We start from the raw sequence: 20945 nt of genomic DNA on the forward strand, positions 1-20945 counted from the left end.
TGCTACGGGGCGAGCGTAGGGGTTAGAAGAAACCCAGCGGGTTGATGTCGTAGCTCACTAGCAGGTTTTTGGTTTGCTGGTAGTGGTCGAGCATCATCTTGTGGGTTTCACGGCCAACACCGGATTTTTTGTAACCACCGAACGCGGCGTGGGCCGGGTACAGGTGATAGCAGTTGGTCCACACGCGACCGGCCTTGATCGCCCGGCCCATGCGGTAGGCGCGGTTGATGTCACGCGTCCACAGCCCGGCACCCAGACCGAACTCGGTGTCGTTGGCAATCGCCAGTGCTTCGGCTTCGTCCTTGAAGGTGGTGATGCTGACCACCGGGCCAAAGATTTCTTCCTGGAACACGCGCATTTTGTTGGTGCCCTTGAGCAGGGTCGGCTGGATGTAATAGCCGGTTGCCAGGTCGCCTTCAAGCTTGGCCACGGCACCGCCGGTGAGCAGTTGCGCGCCTTCTTTTTTAGCAATTTCAAGGTAGGACAGGATCTTGTCGAATTGCTGCTCGGAGGCCTGGGCGCCGACCATGGTGTCGGTGTCCAGCGGGTCGCCGCGCTTGATCGACTCGACCTTTTTCATGACTACTTTCATGAATTCGTCGTAGATCGATTCCTGGATCAGCGCACGGCTCGGGCAGGTACACACTTCGCCCTGGTTGAAGAACGCCAGCACCAGGCCTTCTGCGGCCTTTTCAATAAAGGTCGGCTCGGCCTGCATGATGTCTTCGAAGAAGATGTTCGGCGACTTGCCGCCCAGTTCGACGGTGGACGGAATGATGTTTTCCGCCGCGCATTTCATGATGTGCGAGCCCACAGGCGTGGAGCCGGTGAACGCGATTTTGGCGATGCGCTTGCTGGTGGCCAGCGCTTCGCCTGCTTCCTTGCCGAAACCTTGCACCACGTTGAGTACGCCCGGTGGCAGCAGGTCGCCGATCAGCTCCATCAGCACGGTGATGCTCAGCGGGGTTTGCTCGGCAGGCTTGAGTACGATGCAGTTGCCGGCAGCCAGTGCTGGCGCGAGTTTCCAGGCGGCCATCAGCAGCGGGAAGTTCCACGGGATGATCTGCCCGACCACGCCCAGCGGCTCGTGGATGTGATAGGCCACGGTGTTGCCGTCGATCTCGGCGGCGCTGCCTTCCTGGGCGCGGATGCAACCGGCGTAGTAGCGGAAGTGGTCGGCGGCCAACGGTACGTCGGCGTTCAGGGTTTCGCGCACGGCCTTGCCGTTGTCCCAGGTTTCGGAAACGCCCAGCAGTTCGAGGTTCTGCTCGATACGGTCAGCGATTTTCAGCAGTACCAGCGAGCGCGCCTGCACGCTGGTGGCGCCCCAGGCGTCGGCGGCGGCATGGGCGGCGTCGAGGGCCTTGTCGATGTCTTCGGCGCTCGAACGCGGGAATTCGGCGATGGCTTTGCCGTTTACAGGCGAGGTATTGGTGAAGTACTGGCCTTTGACGGGCGCCACGAATTCGCCGCCGATGTAGTTACCGTAGCGGCTCTTGAACGAGACGATCGAGCCTTCAGTACCGGGTTGTGCGTAACGCATGGTGGGTGTCTCCTGGCTTTATTGTGCTTATGGGAGGACGCGCTGTGGCGCTGCTACAAGCAGGAGCAAGGGCTGGGCCAGATTTGCGAAAGCCTTGCAGGCCGTGGCTTTGCGGGTTTAAGGGGGGTGTTGGGGCAGGGCGGATGTCACCGTTGTGGCACAGTGGCTGTGACAATTTGTACCATCGCTGGCACAAGCGATGACCGGCGGGTCAGTTCGCGATTGCAATGGCCGCAGAGCAAGAGGATGCTGAGGGTTCGGTTTGGACTGGATCCTTGTTGCCGCTGAGGGAAGTTTGCCTCTGACGAGCACGGGACCGCCGAGACAGAGCGGAGAACAATAAGAAATGCACAGCACCGATTTGCGCCGTCACGCACGGCAAGTCATTGATGTCACCCGTGGCCGCCCGCAAGGGTGTGACCCGTCTATCGTCCGCTCCTGGCAGCGTTGCCTGGAGGACTACCACCTCGACCCCGCGCAAACCATCGCCCCGACCGTGCTTGAGCAAGGTCGCATCCTTGAAGGCCGCGAACGTTTGCAGCAGGTGCTGAAAATCGCCGGTCACGAAATGAACAGCCTGCACCAGCAGCTCTCCGGTGCCGGGCACGCGGTACTGCTGACGGATGCCCGCGGCGTGATCCTCAACTGCGTTACGGCCCCCTCCGAGCGCAAGGTGTTCGAGCAAGCCGGGCTGTGGCTGGGCGCGGACTGGAGCGAGGCGCGGGAGGGCACCAACGGCATCGGCACCTGCCTGGTGGAGCGCCAGGCCCTGACCATCCACCAGGATGAGCACTTTCGCGGGCGCCACACCGGCCTGACCTGTTCGGCCAGCCCGGTGTTCGACCCGCAGGGCGAGTTGCTGGCGGTGCTCGATGTGTCTTCGGCACGGCATGAGGCTTCGCGCCAGAGCCAGTTTCATACGATGGCGCTGGTCAATCTGTCGGCGAAAATCATCGAAAACAGCTACTTTTTGGGGCATTTCGAGAACCAGTGGCTGCTGCGCTTTCATCTGCAGGCCGAGTCTGTGGGGCTGTTCAGCGAAGGCATGCTGGCGTTTGATGGCGACGGGGTGATCTGCGCTGTCAACCAAAGCGCCTTGAACCTGTTGGGCCATATGCGTGACAGCTTGCTGGGGCAGTCGGTCGACAGTGTGTTCGATTGCCCGCGTGATGAGCTGTTCAGCCGGGCCACACCCCAGGCCAGTACCAGCTGGCCGCTGCGCACCCGCGACGGGCGCCGATTGTTTGCGGCCCTGCGCGGCCAGCCGCGATATGTGCCAGCCCCGGTCGTCGTGCAGGCTGAGCCCACGCGTGCGCGCCCGAGCGGTATCTGCCTGGGGGATGAGGCGCTGCAGGAGGACTTTCGCCGGGCATTGCGGGTGTTTGAACGTGATGTGCCGCTACTGGTCAATGGTGAGACCGGTTCGGGCAAGGAGGCGTTTGCCAAGGCCGTGCATGAGGCCAGCTTGCGTAGCAGCAGGCCCTTTGTAGCGCTCAATTGCGCGTCGATCCCCGAAAGCCTGATCGAGAGTGAGCTGTTCGGCTATCGCGGCGGCAGTTTTACCGGGGCGCGCAAGGAGGGCATGCAGGGCAAGTTGCAGCAGGCCGATGGCGGCACCTTGTTCCTGGACGAAATCGGCGACATGCCGCTGGCCCTGCAGACCCGTCTGTTAAGGGTGCTGGAGGATCGTCTGGTGGTGCCCATTGGTGGCGAGCCGCTGGCAGTCAACGTGCGCATCATCAGTGCCACCCACCGCAACTTGCAGGAGCGTGTGGCCGACGGCAGTTTCCGTGAAGATCTTTTTTACCGCCTCAACGGGCTGGAAGTCGGCTTGCCGGCGTTGCGCGATCGCACGGACAAATCCCAGTTGCTGGACTTTTTGCTGGCTGAAGAGGCGGCCGGGCAACGGCTGCGGATCAGCCCTGCGGCGCGTGAGGCGCTGCTGGGGTTCTCGTGGCCGGGCAACGTGCGCCAATTGCGCACGGTGCTGCGTACCCTGGCGGCGCTGTGCGAGGGCGACGTCATCCAGTTTGAGGACTTGCCGGCCATCATCCGTTTGGCGCCGGTCAAGGCGCCCGAGCCCTGTGAGCACCCGCTCGAAGATGCCGAAAAACAGGCGTTGATTCTGGCGCTGCAGCTGCACCGCTGGCACATGACCCATACCGCCCTGCAACTGGGGGTGAGCCGCAATACGCTGTATAGAAAGCTGCGCAAGCATGGGATTGAACGCTGAGCAGAGTGACTTGAGCATGTGGGAGCGGGCTTGCTCGTGAAGGTATCAGCGCGGTCTGTCAGGCAAATCGCGGTGATGCCTTCGCGAGCAAGCCCGCTCCCACAACAGCGATGTGTGTGAGCGTCGATCAGAATCATCAGGTGCTAAAACAACCCTCCTACGCTACCCTTCCTCGATGATTTACGAGGTCGACTATGCACATTCATATTCTTGGTATTTGCGGCACTTTCATGGGCTCGCTGGCGGTGTTGGCCAAAGAACTGGGCCATCACGTTACAGGCTCTGACGCCAACGTCTATCCGCCGATGAGCACCCAGTTGCAGGCTCAAGGCATTGAGTTGACCCAGGGCTACGATCCTGCACAGCTCGATCCGGCCCCTGATGTGGTGGTGATCGGTAACGCGCTGTCCCGTGGCAACCCGGCGGTGGAGTACGTTCTCAACAAGGGCCTGCCTTATGTGTCCGGCCCGCAATGGCTGGCCGACCATGTGCTGCAGGGCCGCTGGGTACTGGCTGTGGCCGGTACCCACGGTAAAACCACCACCAGCAGCATGCTGGCCTGGGTGCTGGAGCACGCGGGCATGGCCCCGGGCTTCCTGATCGGCGGCGTACCGCAAAACTTTGCCGTGTCGGCCCGTTTGGGTGACACGCCGTTTTTTGTGGTGGAAGCCGATGAATATGACAGCGCCTTTTTCGACAAGCGCTCCAAGTTTGTCCACTACCGCCCGCGCACGGCGATCCTCAATAATCTTGAGTTTGATCATGCCGACATCTTCCCGGATTTACCGGCCATCGAGCGGCAATTCCACCATCTGGTGCGTACCATTCCGAGTGAAGGGCTGGTGATCCACCCGACCACCGAGCCTGCATTGCAGCGCGTGATCGAAATGGGTTGCTGGACCCCGGTACAGACCACGGGCGTTGACGGCCAATGGCAAGCCAGGTTGCTCAGCGATGACGGTTCACGTTTTGACGTGCTGTTTGAAGGCGTGCTGCAAGGTACCGTCGAGTGGGACATGACCGGCCAGCACAACGTCGCCAATGCCCTGGCGACCCTGGCAGCTGCCCGCCATGTAGGCGTAGTGCCGAGCATGGCCATTGACGGGCTGAGTGCGTTCAAAAGTGTGAAACGGCGCATGGAAAAGGTTGCCGAAGTTCACGGCATTACCATCTACGACGACTTTGCTCACCACCCGACGGCGATCGCGACCACCCTCGATGGCTTGCGCAAGCATATTGGTGACGCGCCGTTGATCGCGGTGATCGAGCCGCGTTCCAACTCCATGAAGCTGGGTGCCCACCGTGATGGCCTGCCGCAGAGCGTGGTACAGGCCGATCACGTGGTCTGGTATGCGCCGGCCAATCTGGGCTGGGACCTGGCGGCGACCGTAGCGTCGAGCCCGGTGCCGACCAACGTCTGCGATTCGCTGGAGGCCATCATTGCCGAGGTCAAAACCCGGGTTAAACCCGGCACCCATGTGGTGATCATGAGCAACGGCGGCTTCGGCGGCTTGCACGGCAAACTGGCGGAAGCGCTGCAATGAGTGGCCCTGAGCGCATTACCCTGGCGGTCACCGGTGCTTCCGGCATGCCTTACGCCTTGCGTCTGCTCGATTGCCTGGTGCGCGAAGACCGCGAAGTCCACTTCTTGATCTCCAAGGCCGCGCAATTGGTCATGGCGACCGAAACGGACGTCAATCTACCGCCCAAGCCACAGGCAATGCAGACTTTTCTGACTGAATACACGGGCGCTGCCGCCGGGCAGATTCGCGTATACGGCAAGGAAGACTGGATGTCGCCGGTGGCTTCGGGGTCGGGAGCGCCCGCCGCGATGGTGGTGGTGCCGTGTTCGACCGGCACCCTGTCGGCGATAGCCACCGGGGCTTGCAACAACCTGATCGAGCGGGCGGCCGACGTGACGCTCAAGGAGCGCCGCCAGCTGATTCTGGTACCGCGTGAGGCGCCATATTCCAGTATTCACCTGGAAAACATGCTCAAGCTGTCCAATATGGGCGCGGTGATCGTGCCGGCATCGCCGGGTTTCTATCACCAGCCACAAACCATCGATGATCTGGTGGATTTTGTGGTGGCGCGCATTCTCAATCTGCTCAACATTCCCCAGGATATGCTGCCGCGCTGGGGTGAGCATCATGTTGGCGGCGATGAGTAAGGCGCTGCTGGCACTGCTGGTAGCGGCTCTGGTGTGTGGATGTGCCAGCGTTCGTACGCTGGATGCCGCCAAGCCCGGCGCGCCGGTGGTCTATTCGGGGACCCGGCTGGACCTGTATGCGCTGGAGGGCGGATGTTGTGCCAAGGATCGCTTCGGCGCCGAGGCGCCGCGCCACCCGGGCCTGGACCTGCCCGCCAGCGCGCTGCTCGATACCGTGCTGTTGCCGTTGTCCGTGCTGACGGTGCTGGGTGTGGGCTTTCAGGCCAGCGGCGGCTTGTAGCCCGCAGGCTGGGCGATTACTTGCCCAGTTTGCGCAGCTCATCGGATTCGATCACCCGCACGCCGTCCTGCTCTTCCAGTGCCAGTCGCCACAGCGCACGGGCCAGTTGGCAGGCTTCAATGCCGTGGTACTTGCCCGGAATCAGCTTGGACAAGGGCCCGGCGATCTGTTCGGCCAGGCGGGGCTCGACGCGATCGCCCAGCAGCAGCGAAGGGCGTGCGATGGTCAGTTGCGGCCAGTCCTGTGCGCGTAAAGATTGCTCCATCTCGCCTTTGACCCGGTTGTAAAACACCGAGGATTTGGGGTCGGCGCCAATCGCGCTGACCACCACCAGATGGCGTGCGCCCATTTCCCGGGCGCGCTTGGCGAAAGCCACCACCATGTCATGGTCGACGGCGCGGAAGGCGGCTTCGGAGCCGGCCTGTTTGATCGTGGTGCCCAGGCAGCAGAAGGCCACATCGACCCGGCCACTGAGCTGGGGCAGGAACACCACCGGGTCACCCACCGGGTTTTCCAGGCGCGGATGCGCTGCCAGGGGTTTGCGCGAAGGGGCAAGCACGCGGCTGATGGTGGGCTCATTGAGCAGGCGGTCGAGCAACAGTTCGCCCGTAAGGCCAGTGGCCCCGGCGAGCAGGATATGTGACGGCGTCAAGTGCATAGTGTTTCTCCCTTGATACAAACAGCTTAGTCATTGCAGGGGTATTTGCTTACTGCAAAGCCTGTTTTGCCTGTTGCTGACGTAAGCGTTGCCAGTGGGTCAGAACGCCTTTTGGCGCCCATATTTGCGGTTCGGATGGCTCGTAGCCATCAGCCTGTTCGCGCTCGGCCACATACTGCTTGGCCAGCTTGAAGGCTTTTTGCAGATCGTCGGTCTGGTTCAGGGCCTGGGCAAACAAGGCATTGCCGAAATAGGTGAAGTCGGCTTCTTCCGAGCAGCCAAAGGACACCCGATCAGCCTGGGATGCGGTCATGATCAGGGTTTTTTCATCCTTGAGCGCGGGGATGAAACCACCCGAGTAGCAGGATGAAATCACGATGATCTTGTCGCGGTTTTTCAGCGGCGCCAGGGCCGCCGCCAGTTCGTCGGCGGGCAGATCGGCCAGCTCCATGCGCGGCTGGTCCAGTACCAGCTCGTGCTCCTGGGTGCCGTGACTGGTGAGGTAGATAAACACCAGGTCTTCGGGGCCGGTGCGCTCGGCCAGGGTTTTTGCGGCGCGGTGCAGGTTTTCGCGGGTGGCCATCGGGCGATCGAGCAAATGATCGCGGTGGTTGACCAGGGTGATCCGGCCACGGCTGCCAAAGCGGCTGGTGAGCATGTCGCTGACGTAGTCGGCCTCGCGCTTGAACACGCTCTGCTTGCCGTCGCCCGCCAGCACCAGGCTGTATAGCTCGATGGCCGGGGTGGACGGGGCAACGTCGGCCAGGGCCTGGTTAAGCAGTGTGCCCTGATTGAGCAGGCCCAGCTCCAGCGGGTCGGGCAGGATCGCGCCCTTGGCATCGCGCACCCGCTGGCCGTTGAGCCAGTAGCCGCTTTGTACGGTGCCGTCGCTCAGGGTCAGGGTGCCCTGGCCCTGATAGGTGTCTGCGGCGAATTCGCCGTCATAGGTGCTGCCGTCAGGCAGGCTCAGATGGCCGGGGCCATTGAAGCGCCATTCGTTGAACTGGCCGCGATAGTGGCTGCCGTCGATGCCGATCAGTTCACCTTGGCCGGTCAAGGCGCCGTCCTTGAAGTCGCCGATCCACACATCGCCGTCGGCATTTTCATAGCGGCCCTTGCCGTTGAGCTGGTTGTTCCTGAACGCGCCCTCATACTGGTCGCCGTCGGCGCTGTTGAACACGCCGTTGCCTTCCAGCTCGCCATTGACGAATTCGCCGACGAACTCATTGCCGCTGGCGTCGCTGCGCCGGCCGGTGCCGTGGGGTTTGCCGTGGGCAAACTGGCCCTGGTACTGGCTGCCGTCTTCCAGCTCCAGATGGCCTTCGCCCGAGAACTGGTCATCCTTGAAGTCGCCGCGATAGCTCAGGGTACCTTGCTTGAGCGTGCCCTCGCCCTCGCGGTTACCCAGCTTGAACCCGCCCTCGTAGGTGCTGTCGTGGGTCGTCAGGCGGCCCTGGCCGCTGTACAGGCCTTGGGCGAAATCGCCGCGATAGCTGTCGCCATTGCTGGCGTGCCACTCGCCCTGGCCGTGCCACTGGCCATTTTTGAAGCCCCCTGCGTACCAATTGCCGTTCGGGTAGTCGATACGGCCCTGGCCCTGCAGCAACCCGTTGACCACTTCGCCTCGGTAGCGTCCGCCATCGGGCAGGCGTGCATCGGGGGGGGACAGTGATTCACCGTCACCACAGGCCGTCAGCAGCAGGGTCAAAGCAAGGGGGGCAAGTGGGCGCATAACGGGATCCGGATAATTAAGCCACCGAGTATGCCGTAGCAATACAGGCTGTCTATAGGCCCGGATGAAACATCAACAGTTATTCAATGCCAAGGTGTAAGCCTGGGCCGTTGGTCGGCGGGACGTGCTTATAATGCGGCACAAAAATATTCGCTGGAGAGGTGAAATGTTGTTACGCGGCTTGACGTGGCTGGTGCTGTTTCAATTGCTCGGTACGGCCCTCAATCACTTGTTCGTCCCCGTGTTGCCCGGGCCTATTATCGGATTGTTGCTGCTGCTGGGCTTTTTGGTGGTGCGCGGTCAAGTCAGCGAGCCATTGAGCCAGGCTGCCAGCGGGCTGTTGCGCTATTTGCCATTGTTGCTGGTGCCGCCTGCGGTGGGCGTGATGGTGTATGCCGCCGACATTGCTGCCGATTTCTGGGCCATTGTCGGGGCGCTGGTGCTGTCGCTGTTGATCTCGATGGCGTTTGTCGGGGTGTTGATGCAGCGACTGCTCAAGAACCACAGCCATACCGAGGAACGCCCATGAATATGCAATGGCAGGGCGCTTGGGAGTCCGTTATCCACCATCCGCTGTTTGGCATCGGTATCACCCTGGGCGCCTATCAGTTGGTGCTCGCCGCGTACGAAAAAACCCGCTGGATTTTCCTGCAACCGGTACTGGCTTCGATGCTGCTGGTGATCGGTGTGTTGCTCAGTTGCGGCTTGAGCTACGCGGAGTACCGAAAAAGCACCGATATCCTGAGTATTTTGCTGGGCCCCGCGACTGTGGCGCTGGCGGTGCCCTTGTACCTGAACCTGCGGCGCATCCGGCAGTTGTTCTGGCCCATTTTTACTACGCTAGTGATTGGGGGGTGTTTGCCACCGCGCTGGTGGTGGGCCTGGCCTGGTGGTTCGGGGCCGAGCACATGGTGCTGATGACCCTGGCGCCCAAATCCGTCACCTCGCCGATCGCCATGCTGGTGGCCGAGCAGATTGGTGGTGTTGCGGCGCTGGCGGCGGTATTTGTGTTGATCACCGGTGTGATCGGCGCGATTTGCGGGCCAGCTCTGCTGAATCTGTTGCGGGTCAGCAGCCCCGAGGCCCGGGGCATGGCGCTGGGCATGACGGCGCACGCGGTCGGCACGTCGGTGGCCCTGCAGGAAAGTGAAGAGTGCGGCGCCTTTGCGGCGTTGGCGATGAGTTTGATGGGTGTGGCTACGGCGGTGTTCTTGCCGTTGGCCGTGACCCTTATGGTGTAAGGGTGAAGCTATGACATTGCCGCTGTTTGCGTTGAATACCGTGCTGTTTCCGGGGTGCGTGCTGGATTTGCAGATCTTTGAAGCGCGTTACCTGGACATGATCGCCCGCTGCATGAAACAGGGCACAGGCTTTGGCGTGGTGTGCATTCTGGATGGCCGTGAAGTCGGCAATGCCCCGCAGGACATCGCCGGGGTTGGCTGTGAAGCACTGATCCGCGATTTCCAGCGCCAGGACAACGGCCTCTTGGGGATTCGGGTAGAAGGCGGGCGCCGCTTTGAAGTGCTGAGTACCGAGTTGCAGCGCGATCAACTGCTGGTAGCCGAAGTCGAGTGGCTCGATGAAATCCCCGAGCAGCCGCTGCAGGAAGAGGATCAGGACCTGCTGGCCTTGCTCAAGGCCCTGGCCGAGCACCCGATGGTGGCGGCCCTGAACATGAGTACCGAGGTGGCGGGGCAGCAGTCCTTGTCCAATCAGCTGGCGTACCTGTTGCCCTTTGCCGAGGCCGACAAGATCGAGCTGCTGCAGGTCAATGACCCGCAGCAGCGACTGGACGGGATCCAGGTGCTGCTCGATGAGATCCAGGGCGAGGCCCTCAACTGAGGTCAGTAGGCGTAGCGCAGCAACTCCCTGGACAAATGCGCGAGCATGAAAAACCCGTAGAGCGCGGTGACTGACGGCAAGATCAGCCACCAGACTTTTTGCGGGACCGGTGCCAGGGGCATGAAGCGCTGGCTCAGGGCCAGGGCAAACGCGTTGACGGTGATGGCGAGCAGGGCGCCTGCGGTGATGTCGGTCGGCCAGTGAGCGCCGAGGTACACCCGTGACATGGCCACGGTGATCGCCAGTAGGCAGCCCAGCAATACCCAGGTGACGCGCATGCGCTGTGGCTGATTGCGCCCGGCGAGGATCGCCAGGGCGACAAAGAACGCAAAGGCGCCCGAACTGTGGCCGCTGGGCATGCTGTAGCTGGTCAGCGGGTCGGCCAGTACTTCGGGGCGTACCCGGGCGAAGAAGTGCTTGGTGGCGGTATTGGCCAGCGCGGTAACCAGCGTGACCCCGCCAAAGAACCACATCGCCCGCCACTGCCGGGTAAACAGCAGAATGACGCACACCAGTGCTGCCGCCAGAAACTGCGTGCGGAAGTTGCCGATTTGCGTCACCAGTACGGCAGCGGTGTCCAGGGTGCTGCTGCGATGTTCTTGTACCAGGGCGGTGATGCCCTGATCGAAGGCGGTCATATGCGGATAACCGACAAAAACGGCCAGCAGCAGGGCGAGGCTGAGTGTGCCGATCAGCAGCGTGGTCCGGGGCTGGCGGCGGATGCTGGCATTGATGCTCAAGCCCAGCAGTGCGGCGAGGCCCACCGCTACGATGGCAGCTTGGGGCCAGAAGCCTTCAGGTAACGGCAGGCGAATGGCCGCGCCGGTCGCCCAGCCCGGCAGCAGGTACGCCACCGACCAGCCAGCACCCGCCAGCAGGCTGACACCGATAAAACGCGGGATTGGCATGTCGCACATCCCTGCCACCATTGGCAGCATGGGGCGTAGCGGGCCGATAAAACGCCCGACCAGCAGGCTGACGATGCCATAACGATGAAAATAGCTTTCGGCGCCGTTCATCCACTCCGGGTGCGAGCGCAACAGGGGCAGGCGGCGGATGTTCTGATGGAAGCGTCTGCCCAGGGCGTAGGACACGGCGTCACCCAGTAGCCCGCCAAGAAACCCCAGCAGCAGGGTTTGGCCCAGAGACAGGGCGCCGCTGCCAGCCATGACGGCAATGGCGAACAGCAACACGGTGCCGGGGACGATGATCCCGGCAATTGCCAGGCATTCGACGCAGGCCACAATAAATACCGCGAGGCCCAGCCACTGCGGGTTGGCTGTGAGCCAGCCGGTGATGCTATCGAGCCACGGGCCCATGTTTCGATTTCCTTGTCTGCGTTTGGGGTGTTTGCAGGGGCTACAGTCTTGAAGCTGGCCCGGCTCTATTTGTTGGAGCGGGCTTGCTCGCGATGCAGGCCCTGCGGTCTGTCAGGAAAAATGCGCTGATGCCATCGCGAGCAAGCCCGTTCCACAGGGTCAGTTGTGTTCCAGGATGATGAAGTCCCGCCCCTCAACCTGGCCACGGCGCAACGGATTGCGGGTGCTGTACTTAGCGTAGTCAGCGTCCACAAACCGGTACATCAAATGCTCGTCCCGCCCGTGAGGGATGCCCAGGCGCGTGGTCTGGATGATTCGCGAAGGTCGTTGTGTGACGTCATCGACCCACAAACGTTCGGGGTCGAAACATTTTGCATCCCATTCGCGCACCTTCAGCTCCAGCGCCTTGCACAGCAGGGTTTGCCCCGCGCACAGTTTTTGCGGCGGCCGAGGGTTGCCCTGGGCATCGGGGTTGTTGCGTTGCATTTGCACCAGGCTGTCCGGGCCTGCCAGTTCGTCCTGCCAGGGGAAGGCCGACTTGATCAGCACGGCATTGCCGGCCCCGTGGGCGCTGAAGTTCAGCGAATCGCCGCCGCGGGCGTAATACATGTAGAGGTGCCCGCCATCAAGAAACAGCGCCTTGCGTTTGTTGGTATAGCCCAGCGAGGCGTGGCTGCCCTTGTCGGCAAGGTAATAGGCTTCAGTCTCGATAATCCGTGCGCTGAGCCACAGGCCGTTGACCCGATGGCGAATGACTTTACCCAGCAGTTCGCGGGCAACCAGCTGGGCGTCACGGTCGAAAAAGGCATCGGGCAGCATTGTGGGCATGTGCAGGACGGTCAGTGGATAGCTGAAAAGGCGCAGATCATAGCAAGTCATGCTTAATCGCAGCTGAACACTGTGTATTTGCAGTCCATTTCGACCATCCGCCTGCCACCGCTGTGCGTAAGGCGGCTGGACCGCTATAATCGGCCGCTTTCCTCCCTGCCAAGACCCTTGAGACCATGACTGAGTCCGTTCTTGACTACATGACCCGCCTGGGTCGCGCTGCTCGCGAAGCCTCCCGCGTGATCGGCCGTGCCAGTACGGCGCAGAAAAACCGTGCCCTGCACGGCGCTGCTGCTGCCCTGGACGCCGCTCGTCTGGAGCTGGTTGCCGCCAACGAACTGGACCTGGCCGCCGGCCGGGCCAACGGCCTGGAGCCGGCCATGCTGGAGCGCCTGGCGCTGACCCCTGCACGCATCGACAGCATGATTGTCGGTTTGCGTCAGGTGGCAAGCCTGCCAGATCCCATTGGCGCGATCCGCGACATGAGCTACCGCCCCTCGGGTATTCAGGTAGGCAAGATGCGTGTGCCGCTGGGTGTAGTGGGAATCATCTATGAGTCGCGTCCGAACGTGACCATCGATGCGGCCAGCCTGTGCTTGAAGTCGGGCAACGCCACCATCCTGCGCGGTGGTTCCGAGGCGATTCACTCCAACCGCGCCATTGCCGTGTGCATCCAGCGCGGCCTGGCCGAGGCCGGTTTGCCGCCGGCCGTGGTGCAAGTGGTTGAAGTGACCGATCGTGCCGCCGTTGGCGCGCTGATCACCATGCCCGAGTACGTTGATGTGATTGTGCCTCGTGGCGGCAAGGGCCTGATCGAACGGGTCAGCCGTGACGCCAAGGTGCCAGTTATCAAGCACCTGGACGGTATTTGCCATGTGTACGTCAGTGCCCACGCCGACCTGGCCAAGGCGCAGCGCATTGCGTTCAATGCCAAGACCTACCGTTATGGCATTTGCGGGGCGATGGAAACCCTGCTGGTGGACCAGGCCGTGGCCGCAGAGTTTTTACCGGCAATGGCTGAACAATTCCGCGCCAAGGGCGTCGAACTGCGCGGCTGCGAACGCACCCGGGCGCTGATCGACGTGGTTGCCGCTACCGAAGAAGACTGGAGCACCGAGTACCTGGACGCGATTTTGTCGATTCGCATCGTTGACGGGCTGGACCAGGCGATTGAGCATATCAATCACTATGGCTCCCATCACACCGACTCGATCGTCACCGAACACCAGGGCGATGCCCGGCGTTTTATGGCCGAAGTGGACTCCAGTTCCGTGATGCTCAACACACCCACCTGCTTTGCCGATGGATTTGAATACGGATTGGGTGCGGAGATTGGCATTTCTACTGATAAGCTGCACGCCCGCGGCCCGGTGGGTCTCGAAGGTCTGACCTGCGAGAAGTACATTGTGGTCGGTGATGGCCAGTTGCGCGGCCAGGAGCCGGTCTGACTTGGCCACCCTGAAAGCGTCAGCGCCGGCCCCTGTGATCGACGTGTTACCCCAGCGCATTGGCGTACTGGGCGGAACCTTCGATCCGGTGCATATCGGCCATCTGCGTGGCGGGCTGGAAGTGGCGGAGATGATGGGGCTCGACGAGCTGCGTCTGACCCCCAACGCCAGGCCGCCTCACCGTGACACGCCGCAAGTGTCGGCCCACGACCGTCTGGCGATGGTCGAGTGCGCGGTCGCAGGAGTGGCTACGCTGGTAGTGGACGCCCGGGAGCTGCAACGGGACAAACCGTCCTACACGATCGATACGCTGGAATTGATGCGGGCCGAGATGGCCGCGCATGACCAGCTGTTTTTACTGTTGGGCTGGGACGCGTTTTGCGGCCTGCCCACATGGCATCGCTGGGAAGAGTTGCTCCAGCATTGCCATATCCTGGTGCTACAGCGCCCGGATGCCGACAGCGAACCGCCGGATGCCTTGCGCAACCTGCTGGCAGCGCGCTCGGTAAGCGACCCGCTGGCCCTGAAGGGGGCCAGCGGGCAGATTGCATTCGTTTGGCAGACGCCGCTCGCGGTATCCGCCACCCAGATCCGTCAACTGCTGGCCAGCGGTAAGTCGGTACGTTACCTGGTGCCCGACGCGGTCCTGGCCTACATCGATGCGCACGGGCTTTACCGTGCGTCGAACTGAAAAGGGTGTGTTTCAAGGCGCCAATTGACGCGTATTGAAACACCCGAACATACGAGCAAAACGAGTTTTATATGACTGACAAAGATGTAAGCAAAGTAAAGCGCAAAGGCACCTTCAAAAGCGCGCCATTGCCAGAAAAAACCTTCAGCGCCGAGCCTTTGAAAGGTGAAGAGCTGGTCAAGGTTGCTGTTGCAGCCCTTGAAGACGTCAAGGCCCAGGACATCCAGGTCATCGACGTGCGTGACAAGCACAGCATCACTGACTTCATGATCATCGCTACCGGTACGTCGAACCGCCAGATCGGCGCGATGCTCGACAAGATCCGTGAAGCGGTCAAGGCTCTGGGCGTCAAGCCGCTGGGCGAAGAAGGCAAGGGCGACAGCGACTGGGTCCTGCTGGACATGGACGACGTGATCGTTCACATGATGACTGCCAGTGCCCGTCAGTTCTACGACCTGGAGCGTCTGTGGGCCGGTGCAGAACAAAGCCGTGCCGGCAGCGCTGCTCACCACAGCCCGGAAAACACCCATGAGCACTTCCTGAAGCTCAACAAAGACCAAGAGTAAGGGTTCGCTGTGCGCCTGCGTTTGATCGCTGTCGGTTCGCGTATGCCCAAGTGGGTGGAAGAAGGCTGGCATGAATATGCCAAGCGTCTGCCATCCGAGCTGGCGCTTGAACTGGTGGAAATTCCGCTTAACACCCGTGGCAAGAATGCCGACGTGGCCCGCTTTATCCGTCAGGAAGGCGAAGCCATGCTGGCCAAGGTCGGCCCGGGTGAGCGCATCGTCACCCTCGAAGTGCACGGCAAGCCGTGGAGTACCGAGCAGCTGGCGGTTGAGCTTGACCGCTGGCGCCTGGATTCGCGCACGGTGAACTTTATGGTCGGTGGCCCGGAAGGGCTGGCGCCGGAAGTCTGCGCCCGCGCCGACCAGCGCTGGTCGCTGTCGCCGTTGACGCTGCCACACCCGTTGGTAAGGATTCTGATCGGTGAGCAGTTGTATCGCGCCTGGACTGTATTGTCCGGGCACCCGTATCACAAATAGCTCAGCGCCCTGAATGTCTCAGCCGATTCGCCTTAAAGACCACGAGAAAGACTCACGCCTTGTGCGCGGACGGGTCGTGGTTGGTGCAATTGTGGTGGTGACACTTATTTGTGTGCTGCTCGTGCGTCTTTATTACCTGCAGGTGGTGCAGTACGACTACCACTCCACCTTGTCGGAAAACAACCGGGTGCATGTGCAGCCGATTCCACCGACCCGGGGTCTGATTTTTGACCGCAATGGCGTGGTTATCGCGGACAACCGTCCCAGCTTCAGCCTGAGCATGACCCGCGAGCGTTCTGGCGACTGGCAGCAAGTGCTCGACGTTATTGTTGAAGTGCTGCAGCTCACGCCCGAAGACCGCGCCCTGTTCGAAAAGCGCATGAAGCAGGGGCGGCGGCCATTTGAGCCGGTGCCCATCCTGTTTGAGCTCAACGAAGAACAGATCGCCCGGATTGCCGTGAACCAGTTCCGCCTGCCCGGTGTTGAAGTGGTTGCGCAGTTGGTACGTCATTACCCGCAGGGCGCGCATTTTGCGCACTCGGTGGGTTACATGGGGCGGATCAACGAAAAAGAGCTTAAAACCCTCGATCCGGTCAATTACAGCGGCACCCACCATATCGGCAAAACCGGCATCGAGCGTTTCTACGAAGCCGAGCTGCACGGTCAGGTGGGTTACGAAGAAGTCGAGACCAATGCCCGTGGCCGGGTATTGCGCGTACTCAAGCGCACCGACCCGATCCCCGGCAAGGACATCGTGCTCAGCCTCGACATCAAGCTGCAAGAGGCGGCCGAAGAAGCCCTGGCGGGGCGTCGTGGCGCGGTGGTGGCACTGAACCCGATGACGGGCGAAGTGCTGGCCATGGTCAGCCAGCCGAGCTTTGACCCCAACCTGTTCGTCACCGGCATCAGCTTCAAGGCCTATGCCGAGCTGCGAGACTCCATTGACCGACCGCTGTTCAACCGCATCCTGCGCGGCCTGTACCCACCGGGCTCGACGATCAAGCCTGCGGTGGCGATTGCTGGCCTGGACAGCGGCGTGATCACCGGCTCGTCGCGGGTGTATGACCCCGGCTATTACCAGTTGCCCAATTACGATCACAAATACCGTAACTGGAACCGCACCGGTGATGGCTACGTCGATCTGGATACCGCAATCATGCGTTCCAACGACACCTATTTTTATGACCTGGCCCACAAACTGGGCATCGACCGCCTGTCGAGCTACATGAACCAGTTCGGCATCGGCCGCAAGGTCTCGCTGGACATGTTCGAGGAGTCCGCCGGGCTGATGCCGTCCCGCGAATGGAAGCGCGCCACCCGGCGCCAGGCCTGGTTCCCGGGCGAGACGCTGATTCTGGGGATTGGCCAGGGCTATATGCAGTCCACCCCCTTGCAGCTGGCCCAGGCCACCGCGCTGATCGCCAGCAAAGGCAAGTGGATCCGCCCGCACCTGGCCAAGACCATCGAGGGCGTGCCGCCGGTGGATCCGGACCCGGTGCCGGATATCGTCCTGCGTGACCCGTCCAACTGGGCCAAGGTCAACCACGGCATGCAGCAAGTGGTGCATGGCGCGCGCGGCACGGCGCGGGTGGCGGGCGTTGGTGCGCAGTACCTGATTGCCGGCAAGAGCGGTACGGCGCAGGTAGTGGCGATCAAGCAGGGCGAAAAATACGACCGCTCCAAGGTGCAGGAGCGTCACCGCGACCACGCCTTGTTCGTCGGCTTTGCGCCGGCCAACAACCCGCAGATTACCGTTTCGGTGATGATTGAAAACGGCGAAGCCGGCAGCCGTGTCGCCTCGCCCGTGGTGCGCAAGGTCATGGATGCCTGGTTGCTGGGTGAAGACGGCAAACTCAAACCCGAGTACGGCGGCCCCGTAAAGGCAGAGGTTCCGGCCAATGATGAGTAATTTCGACCGCATCCTCTCCAGTGAGGATGTGATGCGTCGCCGTGCCACGCTGCTTCAGCGTTTGCATATCGATGGCCCGTTGCTGATCCTGCTCCTGACCCTGGCGGCGGGCAGCCTGTTTGTCCTGTATTCGGCCAGCGGCAAGAGCTGGGACCTGCTGAGCAAGCAGGCAACCTCGTTCGGCATCGGCCTGGTCTCGATGTTTATCATCGCCCAGCTGGAGCCACGGTTCATGGCACGCTGGGTGCCGATCGGCTACTTGATCGGGGTGATGTTGCTGGTGGTGGTGGACATCATGGGCCACAACGCAATGGGCGCAACGCGCTGGATCAATATTCCCGGGGTGATCCGCTTTCAGCCCTCGGAGTTCATGAAAATCCTGATGCCCGCGACCATCGCCTGGTATCTGTCCAAGCGCACCCTGCCGCCGCAGCTCAAGCATGTGGCGGTCAGCCTGATGCTGATCGGCGTGCCCTTTGCCCTGATCGTGCGTCAGCCGGACCTGGGTACGGCGCTGCTGGTACTGGCGGGGGGAGCGTTTGTGCTGTTTATGGGCGGGTTGCGCTGGCGCTGGATCCTCAGCGTACTGGCCGCCACCGTGCCAGTGGCGATTGCCATGTGGATGTTCGTGATGCACGACTACCAGAAGCAACGCGTGCTGACCTTCCTTGACCCGGAAAGCGACCCGCTGGGCACCGGCTGGAACATTATCCAGTCCAAGGCGGCCATCGGCTCGGGCGGGGTGTTCGGCAAGGGCTGGCTGCTGGGCACCCAGTCGCACCTGGACTTCCTGCCTGAAAGCCATACCGACTTCATTATTGCGGTAATGGGCGAAGAGTTCGGCCTGGTGGGCATTTGTGCCTTGCTGCTGATCTACCTGCTGTTGATCGGTCGTGGCCTGGTGATTACCGCCCAGGCCCAGACCCTGTTTGGCAAGTTGCTGGCGGGCAGCCTGACCATGACGTTTTTTGTTTATGTTTTCGTCAACATCGGTATGGTCAGTGGCTTGTTGCCCGTCGTGGGTGTGCCCTTGCCATTTATCAGTTACGGCGGCACTTCCCTCGTGACGCTGTTGTCAGCGTTTGGGGTTTTGATGTCGATTCACACGCATCGCAAGTGGATCGCACAAGTTTGATTAAGGTGAATTATTCAATGCAAGCAATGCGTGGCTGGGCCGCTCGATACGCGCCGTGGGTGGGCCTGTTGGGCCTGTTCGGGGCAGCGCCGGGCGCGCTGGCCGGTGATTACGAAGGCTCGCCCCAAGTGGCCGAGTTCGTCGGTGAAATGACCCGTGACTACGGGTTTGCCGGTGAGCAGCTGATGGGCGTGTTCCGCGAGGCCGAGCGCAAGCAGAGCATCCTGGATGCCATTTCGCGCCCCGCCGAACGCGTCAAGCAATGGAAAGAGTACGCCCCGATGTTCCTCACTGACGCCCGGGTGGCGCGTGGTGTCGACTTCTGGCGTGAACACGAGGCCGTATTGGCCCGTGCCGAGCAGGAATACGGCGTACCGGCCCAGGTGATTGTATCGATCATCGGCGTTGAAACCTTTTATGGCCGTAATACCGGCAATTACCGGGTGATCGATGCTCTGTCGACCCTGGGTTTCGATTACCCGCCCCGCGCCGAGTTCTTTCGCAAGGAGCTGCGTGAATTCCTGTTGCTGGCCCGCGAAGAGCAGGTCGACCCGCTGACCCTCAAGGGTTCCTATGCCGGGGCGATGGGTTTGCCGCAGTTCATGCCCAGCAGTTTCCGTGCTTATGCCGTGGATTTCGACGGTGATGGCCATATCAATATCTGGAGTAACCCGGACGATGCCATTGGCAGCGTTGCCAGCTACTTCAAGCGTCATGGCTGGATAGGTGGCGAGCCGGTGGTGAGCCGCGCCGATGTGCGCGGTGATCGGGTCGATGAAGGCCTGACCCAGGGCATCGAGCCGGTCAAGACCGTCGGGGAGTTGCGAGCGCTGGGCTGGTCGAGTCATGATGCGCTGCGCGACGACATGCCGGTCACAGCGTTCCGTCTTGAAGGCGCCGACGGCCCTGAATACTGGATGGGGCTGAAGAACTTTTATGCGATCACGCGCTACAACCGAAGCGTGATGTACGCCATGGCAGTGCATCAACTGTCCGATCTGCTGGTTCAAGCACGGGGCAACAAGTAATGCCGTTTCAAGCGATCCGCACACCGTTGAAACTCGCTGCCTGCGCCGCTATTGCGCTGCTGGTGGTGAGCTGTTCGAGCAGCCGCACGCCGCCACAAACGTCGACGGGCGTCACCTCCAAGCCGGGCCTGGACATCAACCGCGCGCACAAGGACGGCGCGCCGTGGTGGGATGTCGACGTATCGCGCATCCCCGACGCCACGCCGACCCTGCACACCGGCCCGTACAAGGCCGCGCCGTACTCGGTGCTGGGCAAGACCTATTTCCCGCTGCAAGAGTCCAAGACCTATGTGGCCTCGGGCACGGCGTCCTGGTACGGCACCAAGTTTCACGGGCAGAACACCGCCAACGGCGAAGTGTATGACCTGTATGGCATGAGCGCGGCGCACAAGACCCTGCCGTTGCCCAGCTACGTCAAGGTGACCAACCTCGATAACGGCAAGGCCGTGATCCTGCGGGTCAATGACCGTGGCCCGTTTTATTCGGACCGCATCATCGACCTGTCGTACGCCGCAGCCAAAAAACTCGGCTATGCCGAGACCGGTACGGCCCGGGTCAAGGTTGAAGGCATTGACCCGCAAGCCTGGTGGGCGCAACGTGGGCGCCCTGCGCCACTGATGCTCAACGAGCCGAAAGTGGCCCAGAACACCGCCCCGACCGTGTCGACCGGCAAGGTTGAGCAATGGACACCGCCGGCCCAGCAGCATGCCGCCGATGTGGTGCCAGTGAGCCCGATGGTCAAGGGCCAGGGCACCTACTTGCAAGTAGGCGCCTTTGCCAATCCGGACGCCGCCGAGTTGCTTCGCTCCAAACTCAGTGGCATGGTCAGCACACCCGTATTTATCAGCTCGATTGTGCGCAATCAGCAAACCTTGCACCGCGTGCGCCTGGGGCCTATCGCCTCGGCGGGTGAAGTGGCACAAACGCAAAACAGCGTGCGCCTGGCCAATCTGGGCCAGCCGAGCGTTGTGACGTCGGATCAGTAACACCGAACAAAGCGTTGGGCCGCGAACATTCGCGGCCCAAACGCAGTTGCAGAGGTCAAGAATAAAAGCCCTTCCAGGGGCAGGGGCTGCAACTGAATAC

At 61.7% G+C, this 20945-nt stretch carries 19 protein-coding genes and 1 pseudogene; 15 read left to right on the forward strand and 5 right to left on the reverse strand.

The genetic code is table 11. The annotated features are described in order from the left end of the window. Positions 1-22: 22 nt before the first annotated feature. The gene (locus BFC21_RS21570) at positions 23-1543 is read right to left on the reverse strand and encodes an aldehyde dehydrogenase family protein (RefSeq protein WP_088378877.1); all 1521 of its coding nucleotides are present in this window, start codon (positions 1541-1543) and stop codon (positions 23-25) included. 346 nt (positions 1544-1889) lie between these two features. Between BFC21_RS21570 and BFC21_RS21575 the strand changes: the two genes are divergently transcribed. The 4 genes from BFC21_RS21575 to BFC21_RS21595 all read left to right on the forward strand — a co-directional run bounded on the left by BFC21_RS21575 (position 1890) and on the right by BFC21_RS21595 (position 6226). After that, the gene (locus tag BFC21_RS21575) at positions 1890-3776 is read left to right on the forward strand and encodes a sigma-54-dependent Fis family transcriptional regulator (RefSeq protein ID WP_095003841.1); all 1887 of its coding nucleotides are present in this window, start codon (positions 1890-1892) and stop codon (positions 3774-3776) included. 194 nt (positions 3777-3970) lie between these two features. Continuing rightward, on the forward strand, positions 3971-5320 hold the full coding sequence (mpl, locus tag BFC21_RS21585; protein WP_086795779.1) for a UDP-N-acetylmuramate:L-alanyl-gamma-D-glutamyl-meso-diaminopimelate ligase: 1350 nt from the start codon (positions 3971-3973) through the stop codon (positions 5318-5320). After that, a complete protein-coding gene (gene ubiX, locus BFC21_RS21590) occupies positions 5317-5946 on the forward strand; it encodes a flavin prenyltransferase UbiX (RefSeq protein WP_016779250.1) in 630 nt (209 codons plus the stop codon). The genes mpl and ubiX overlap by 4 nt, the downstream gene beginning before the upstream one ends. Continuing rightward, the gene (locus tag BFC21_RS21595; RefSeq protein WP_029611202.1) at positions 5939-6226 is read left to right on the forward strand and encodes a YceK/YidQ family lipoprotein; all 288 of its coding nucleotides are present in this window, start codon (positions 5939-5941) and stop codon (positions 6224-6226) included. Before ubiX ends, BFC21_RS21595 begins: the two co-directional genes overlap by 8 nt. Positions 6227-6242: 16 nt before the next feature. Here BFC21_RS21595 and BFC21_RS21600 read toward each other — a convergent pair whose 3' ends face one another. Together BFC21_RS21600 and BFC21_RS21605 are read right to left on the reverse strand one after the other, a co-directional pair. Beyond that, the gene (locus BFC21_RS21600; RefSeq protein ID WP_088378879.1) at positions 6243-6884 is read right to left on the reverse strand and encodes an oxidoreductase; all 642 of its coding nucleotides are present in this window, start codon (positions 6882-6884) and stop codon (positions 6243-6245) included. 49 nt (positions 6885-6933) lie between these two features. Next, positions 6934-8616 (reverse strand): C13 family peptidase, encoded by a 1683-nt coding sequence (locus BFC21_RS21605; protein ID WP_088378880.1) that lies wholly within the window; start codon positions 8614-8616, stop codon positions 6934-6936. 166 nt (positions 8617-8782) lie between these two features. Here BFC21_RS21605 and BFC21_RS21610 point away from each other — a divergent pair, with 166 nt between their 5' ends. The 3 genes and pseudogenes from BFC21_RS21610 to BFC21_RS21620 all read left to right on the forward strand — a co-directional run bounded on the left by BFC21_RS21610 (position 8783) and on the right by BFC21_RS21620 (position 10458). After that, positions 8783-9145 carry a CidA/LrgA family protein gene (locus BFC21_RS21610; protein ID WP_016779254.1) on the forward strand — a complete coding sequence of 121 codons (363 nt, stop codon included), beginning with the start codon at positions 8783-8785 and terminating at the stop codon, positions 9143-9145. Then, positions 9142-9857: pseudogene (locus BFC21_RS21615) on the forward strand (LrgB family protein). Before BFC21_RS21610 ends, BFC21_RS21615 begins: the two are co-directional and overlap by 4 nt. 10 nt (positions 9858-9867) lie before the next feature. Continuing rightward, entirely contained in the window at positions 9868-10458 is a 591-nt protein-coding gene (locus tag BFC21_RS21620; RefSeq protein ID WP_095003839.1) for an LON peptidase substrate-binding domain-containing protein, read from the forward strand. Between the two features lie 2 nt (positions 10459-10460). Here the strand turns inward: BFC21_RS21620 and BFC21_RS21625 are convergent, their stop codons facing one another. Continuing rightward, positions 10461-11777 (reverse strand): bifunctional DedA family/phosphatase PAP2 family protein, encoded by a 1317-nt coding sequence (locus tag BFC21_RS21625; protein WP_120266474.1) that lies wholly within the window; start codon positions 11775-11777, stop codon positions 10461-10463. A gap of 159 nt (positions 11778-11936) precedes the next feature. Beyond that, the gene (locus BFC21_RS21630; RefSeq protein ID WP_120266739.1) at positions 11937-12605 is read right to left on the reverse strand and encodes a DNA-3-methyladenine glycosylase; all 669 of its coding nucleotides are present in this window, start codon (positions 12603-12605) and stop codon (positions 11937-11939) included. Between the two features lie 176 nt (positions 12606-12781). On the opposite strand from BFC21_RS21630, the gene BFC21_RS21635 reads away from it, so the two are divergent. From BFC21_RS21635 to BFC21_RS21670, 8 genes are all read left to right on the forward strand, one after another. Next, complete coding sequence (locus BFC21_RS21635; RefSeq protein ID WP_088378884.1) at positions 12782-14053, forward strand: glutamate-5-semialdehyde dehydrogenase; 1272 nt, start codon at positions 12782-12784, stop codon at positions 14051-14053. Then, positions 14022-14744 carry a nicotinate-nucleotide adenylyltransferase gene (nadD, locus tag BFC21_RS21640; RefSeq protein WP_088378885.1) on the forward strand — a complete coding sequence of 241 codons (723 nt, stop codon included), beginning with the start codon at positions 14022-14024 and terminating at the stop codon, positions 14742-14744. The genes BFC21_RS21635 and nadD overlap by 32 nt, the downstream gene beginning before the upstream one ends. 71 nt (positions 14745-14815) lie before the next feature. Continuing rightward, a complete protein-coding gene (gene rsfS, locus BFC21_RS21645) occupies positions 14816-15310 on the forward strand; it encodes a ribosome silencing factor (protein WP_016779261.1) in 495 nt (164 codons plus the stop codon). A 9-nt stretch (positions 15311-15319) separates the two neighbouring features. After that, on the forward strand, positions 15320-15787 hold the full coding sequence (gene rlmH / locus BFC21_RS21650; protein ID WP_003444191.1) for a 23S rRNA (pseudouridine(1915)-N(3))-methyltransferase RlmH: 468 nt from the start codon (positions 15320-15322) through the stop codon (positions 15785-15787). Between the two features lie 13 nt (positions 15788-15800). After that, positions 15801-17696 carry a penicillin-binding protein 2 gene (gene mrdA, locus BFC21_RS21655; RefSeq protein ID WP_029611206.1) on the forward strand — a complete coding sequence of 632 codons (1896 nt, stop codon included), beginning with the start codon at positions 15801-15803 and terminating at the stop codon, positions 17694-17696. A 31-nt stretch (positions 17697-17727) separates the two neighbouring features. After that, positions 17728-18831, forward strand: coding sequence for a rod shape-determining protein RodA (gene rodA, locus BFC21_RS21660; protein WP_162939404.1), 1104 nt, complete (start codon positions 17728-17730; stop codon positions 18829-18831). Between the two features lie 17 nt (positions 18832-18848). Beyond that, positions 18849-19859: a lytic murein transglycosylase B gene (gene mltB / locus BFC21_RS21665; RefSeq protein ID WP_088378886.1), complete on the forward strand. Its 1011-nt coding sequence runs from the start codon at positions 18849-18851 to the stop codon at positions 19857-19859. After that, positions 19859-20845 (forward strand): septal ring lytic transglycosylase RlpA family protein, encoded by a 987-nt coding sequence (locus BFC21_RS21670; protein ID WP_088378887.1) that lies wholly within the window; start codon positions 19859-19861, stop codon positions 20843-20845. The genes mltB and BFC21_RS21670 overlap by 1 nt, the downstream gene beginning before the upstream one ends. Positions 20846-20945 lie beyond the last annotated feature (100 nt).

The organism is Pseudomonas sp. TMW 2.1634 (assembly GCF_001703595.1).
Lineage (GTDB): Bacteria > Pseudomonadota > Gammaproteobacteria > Pseudomonadales > Pseudomonadaceae > Aquipseudomonas > Aquipseudomonas fragi.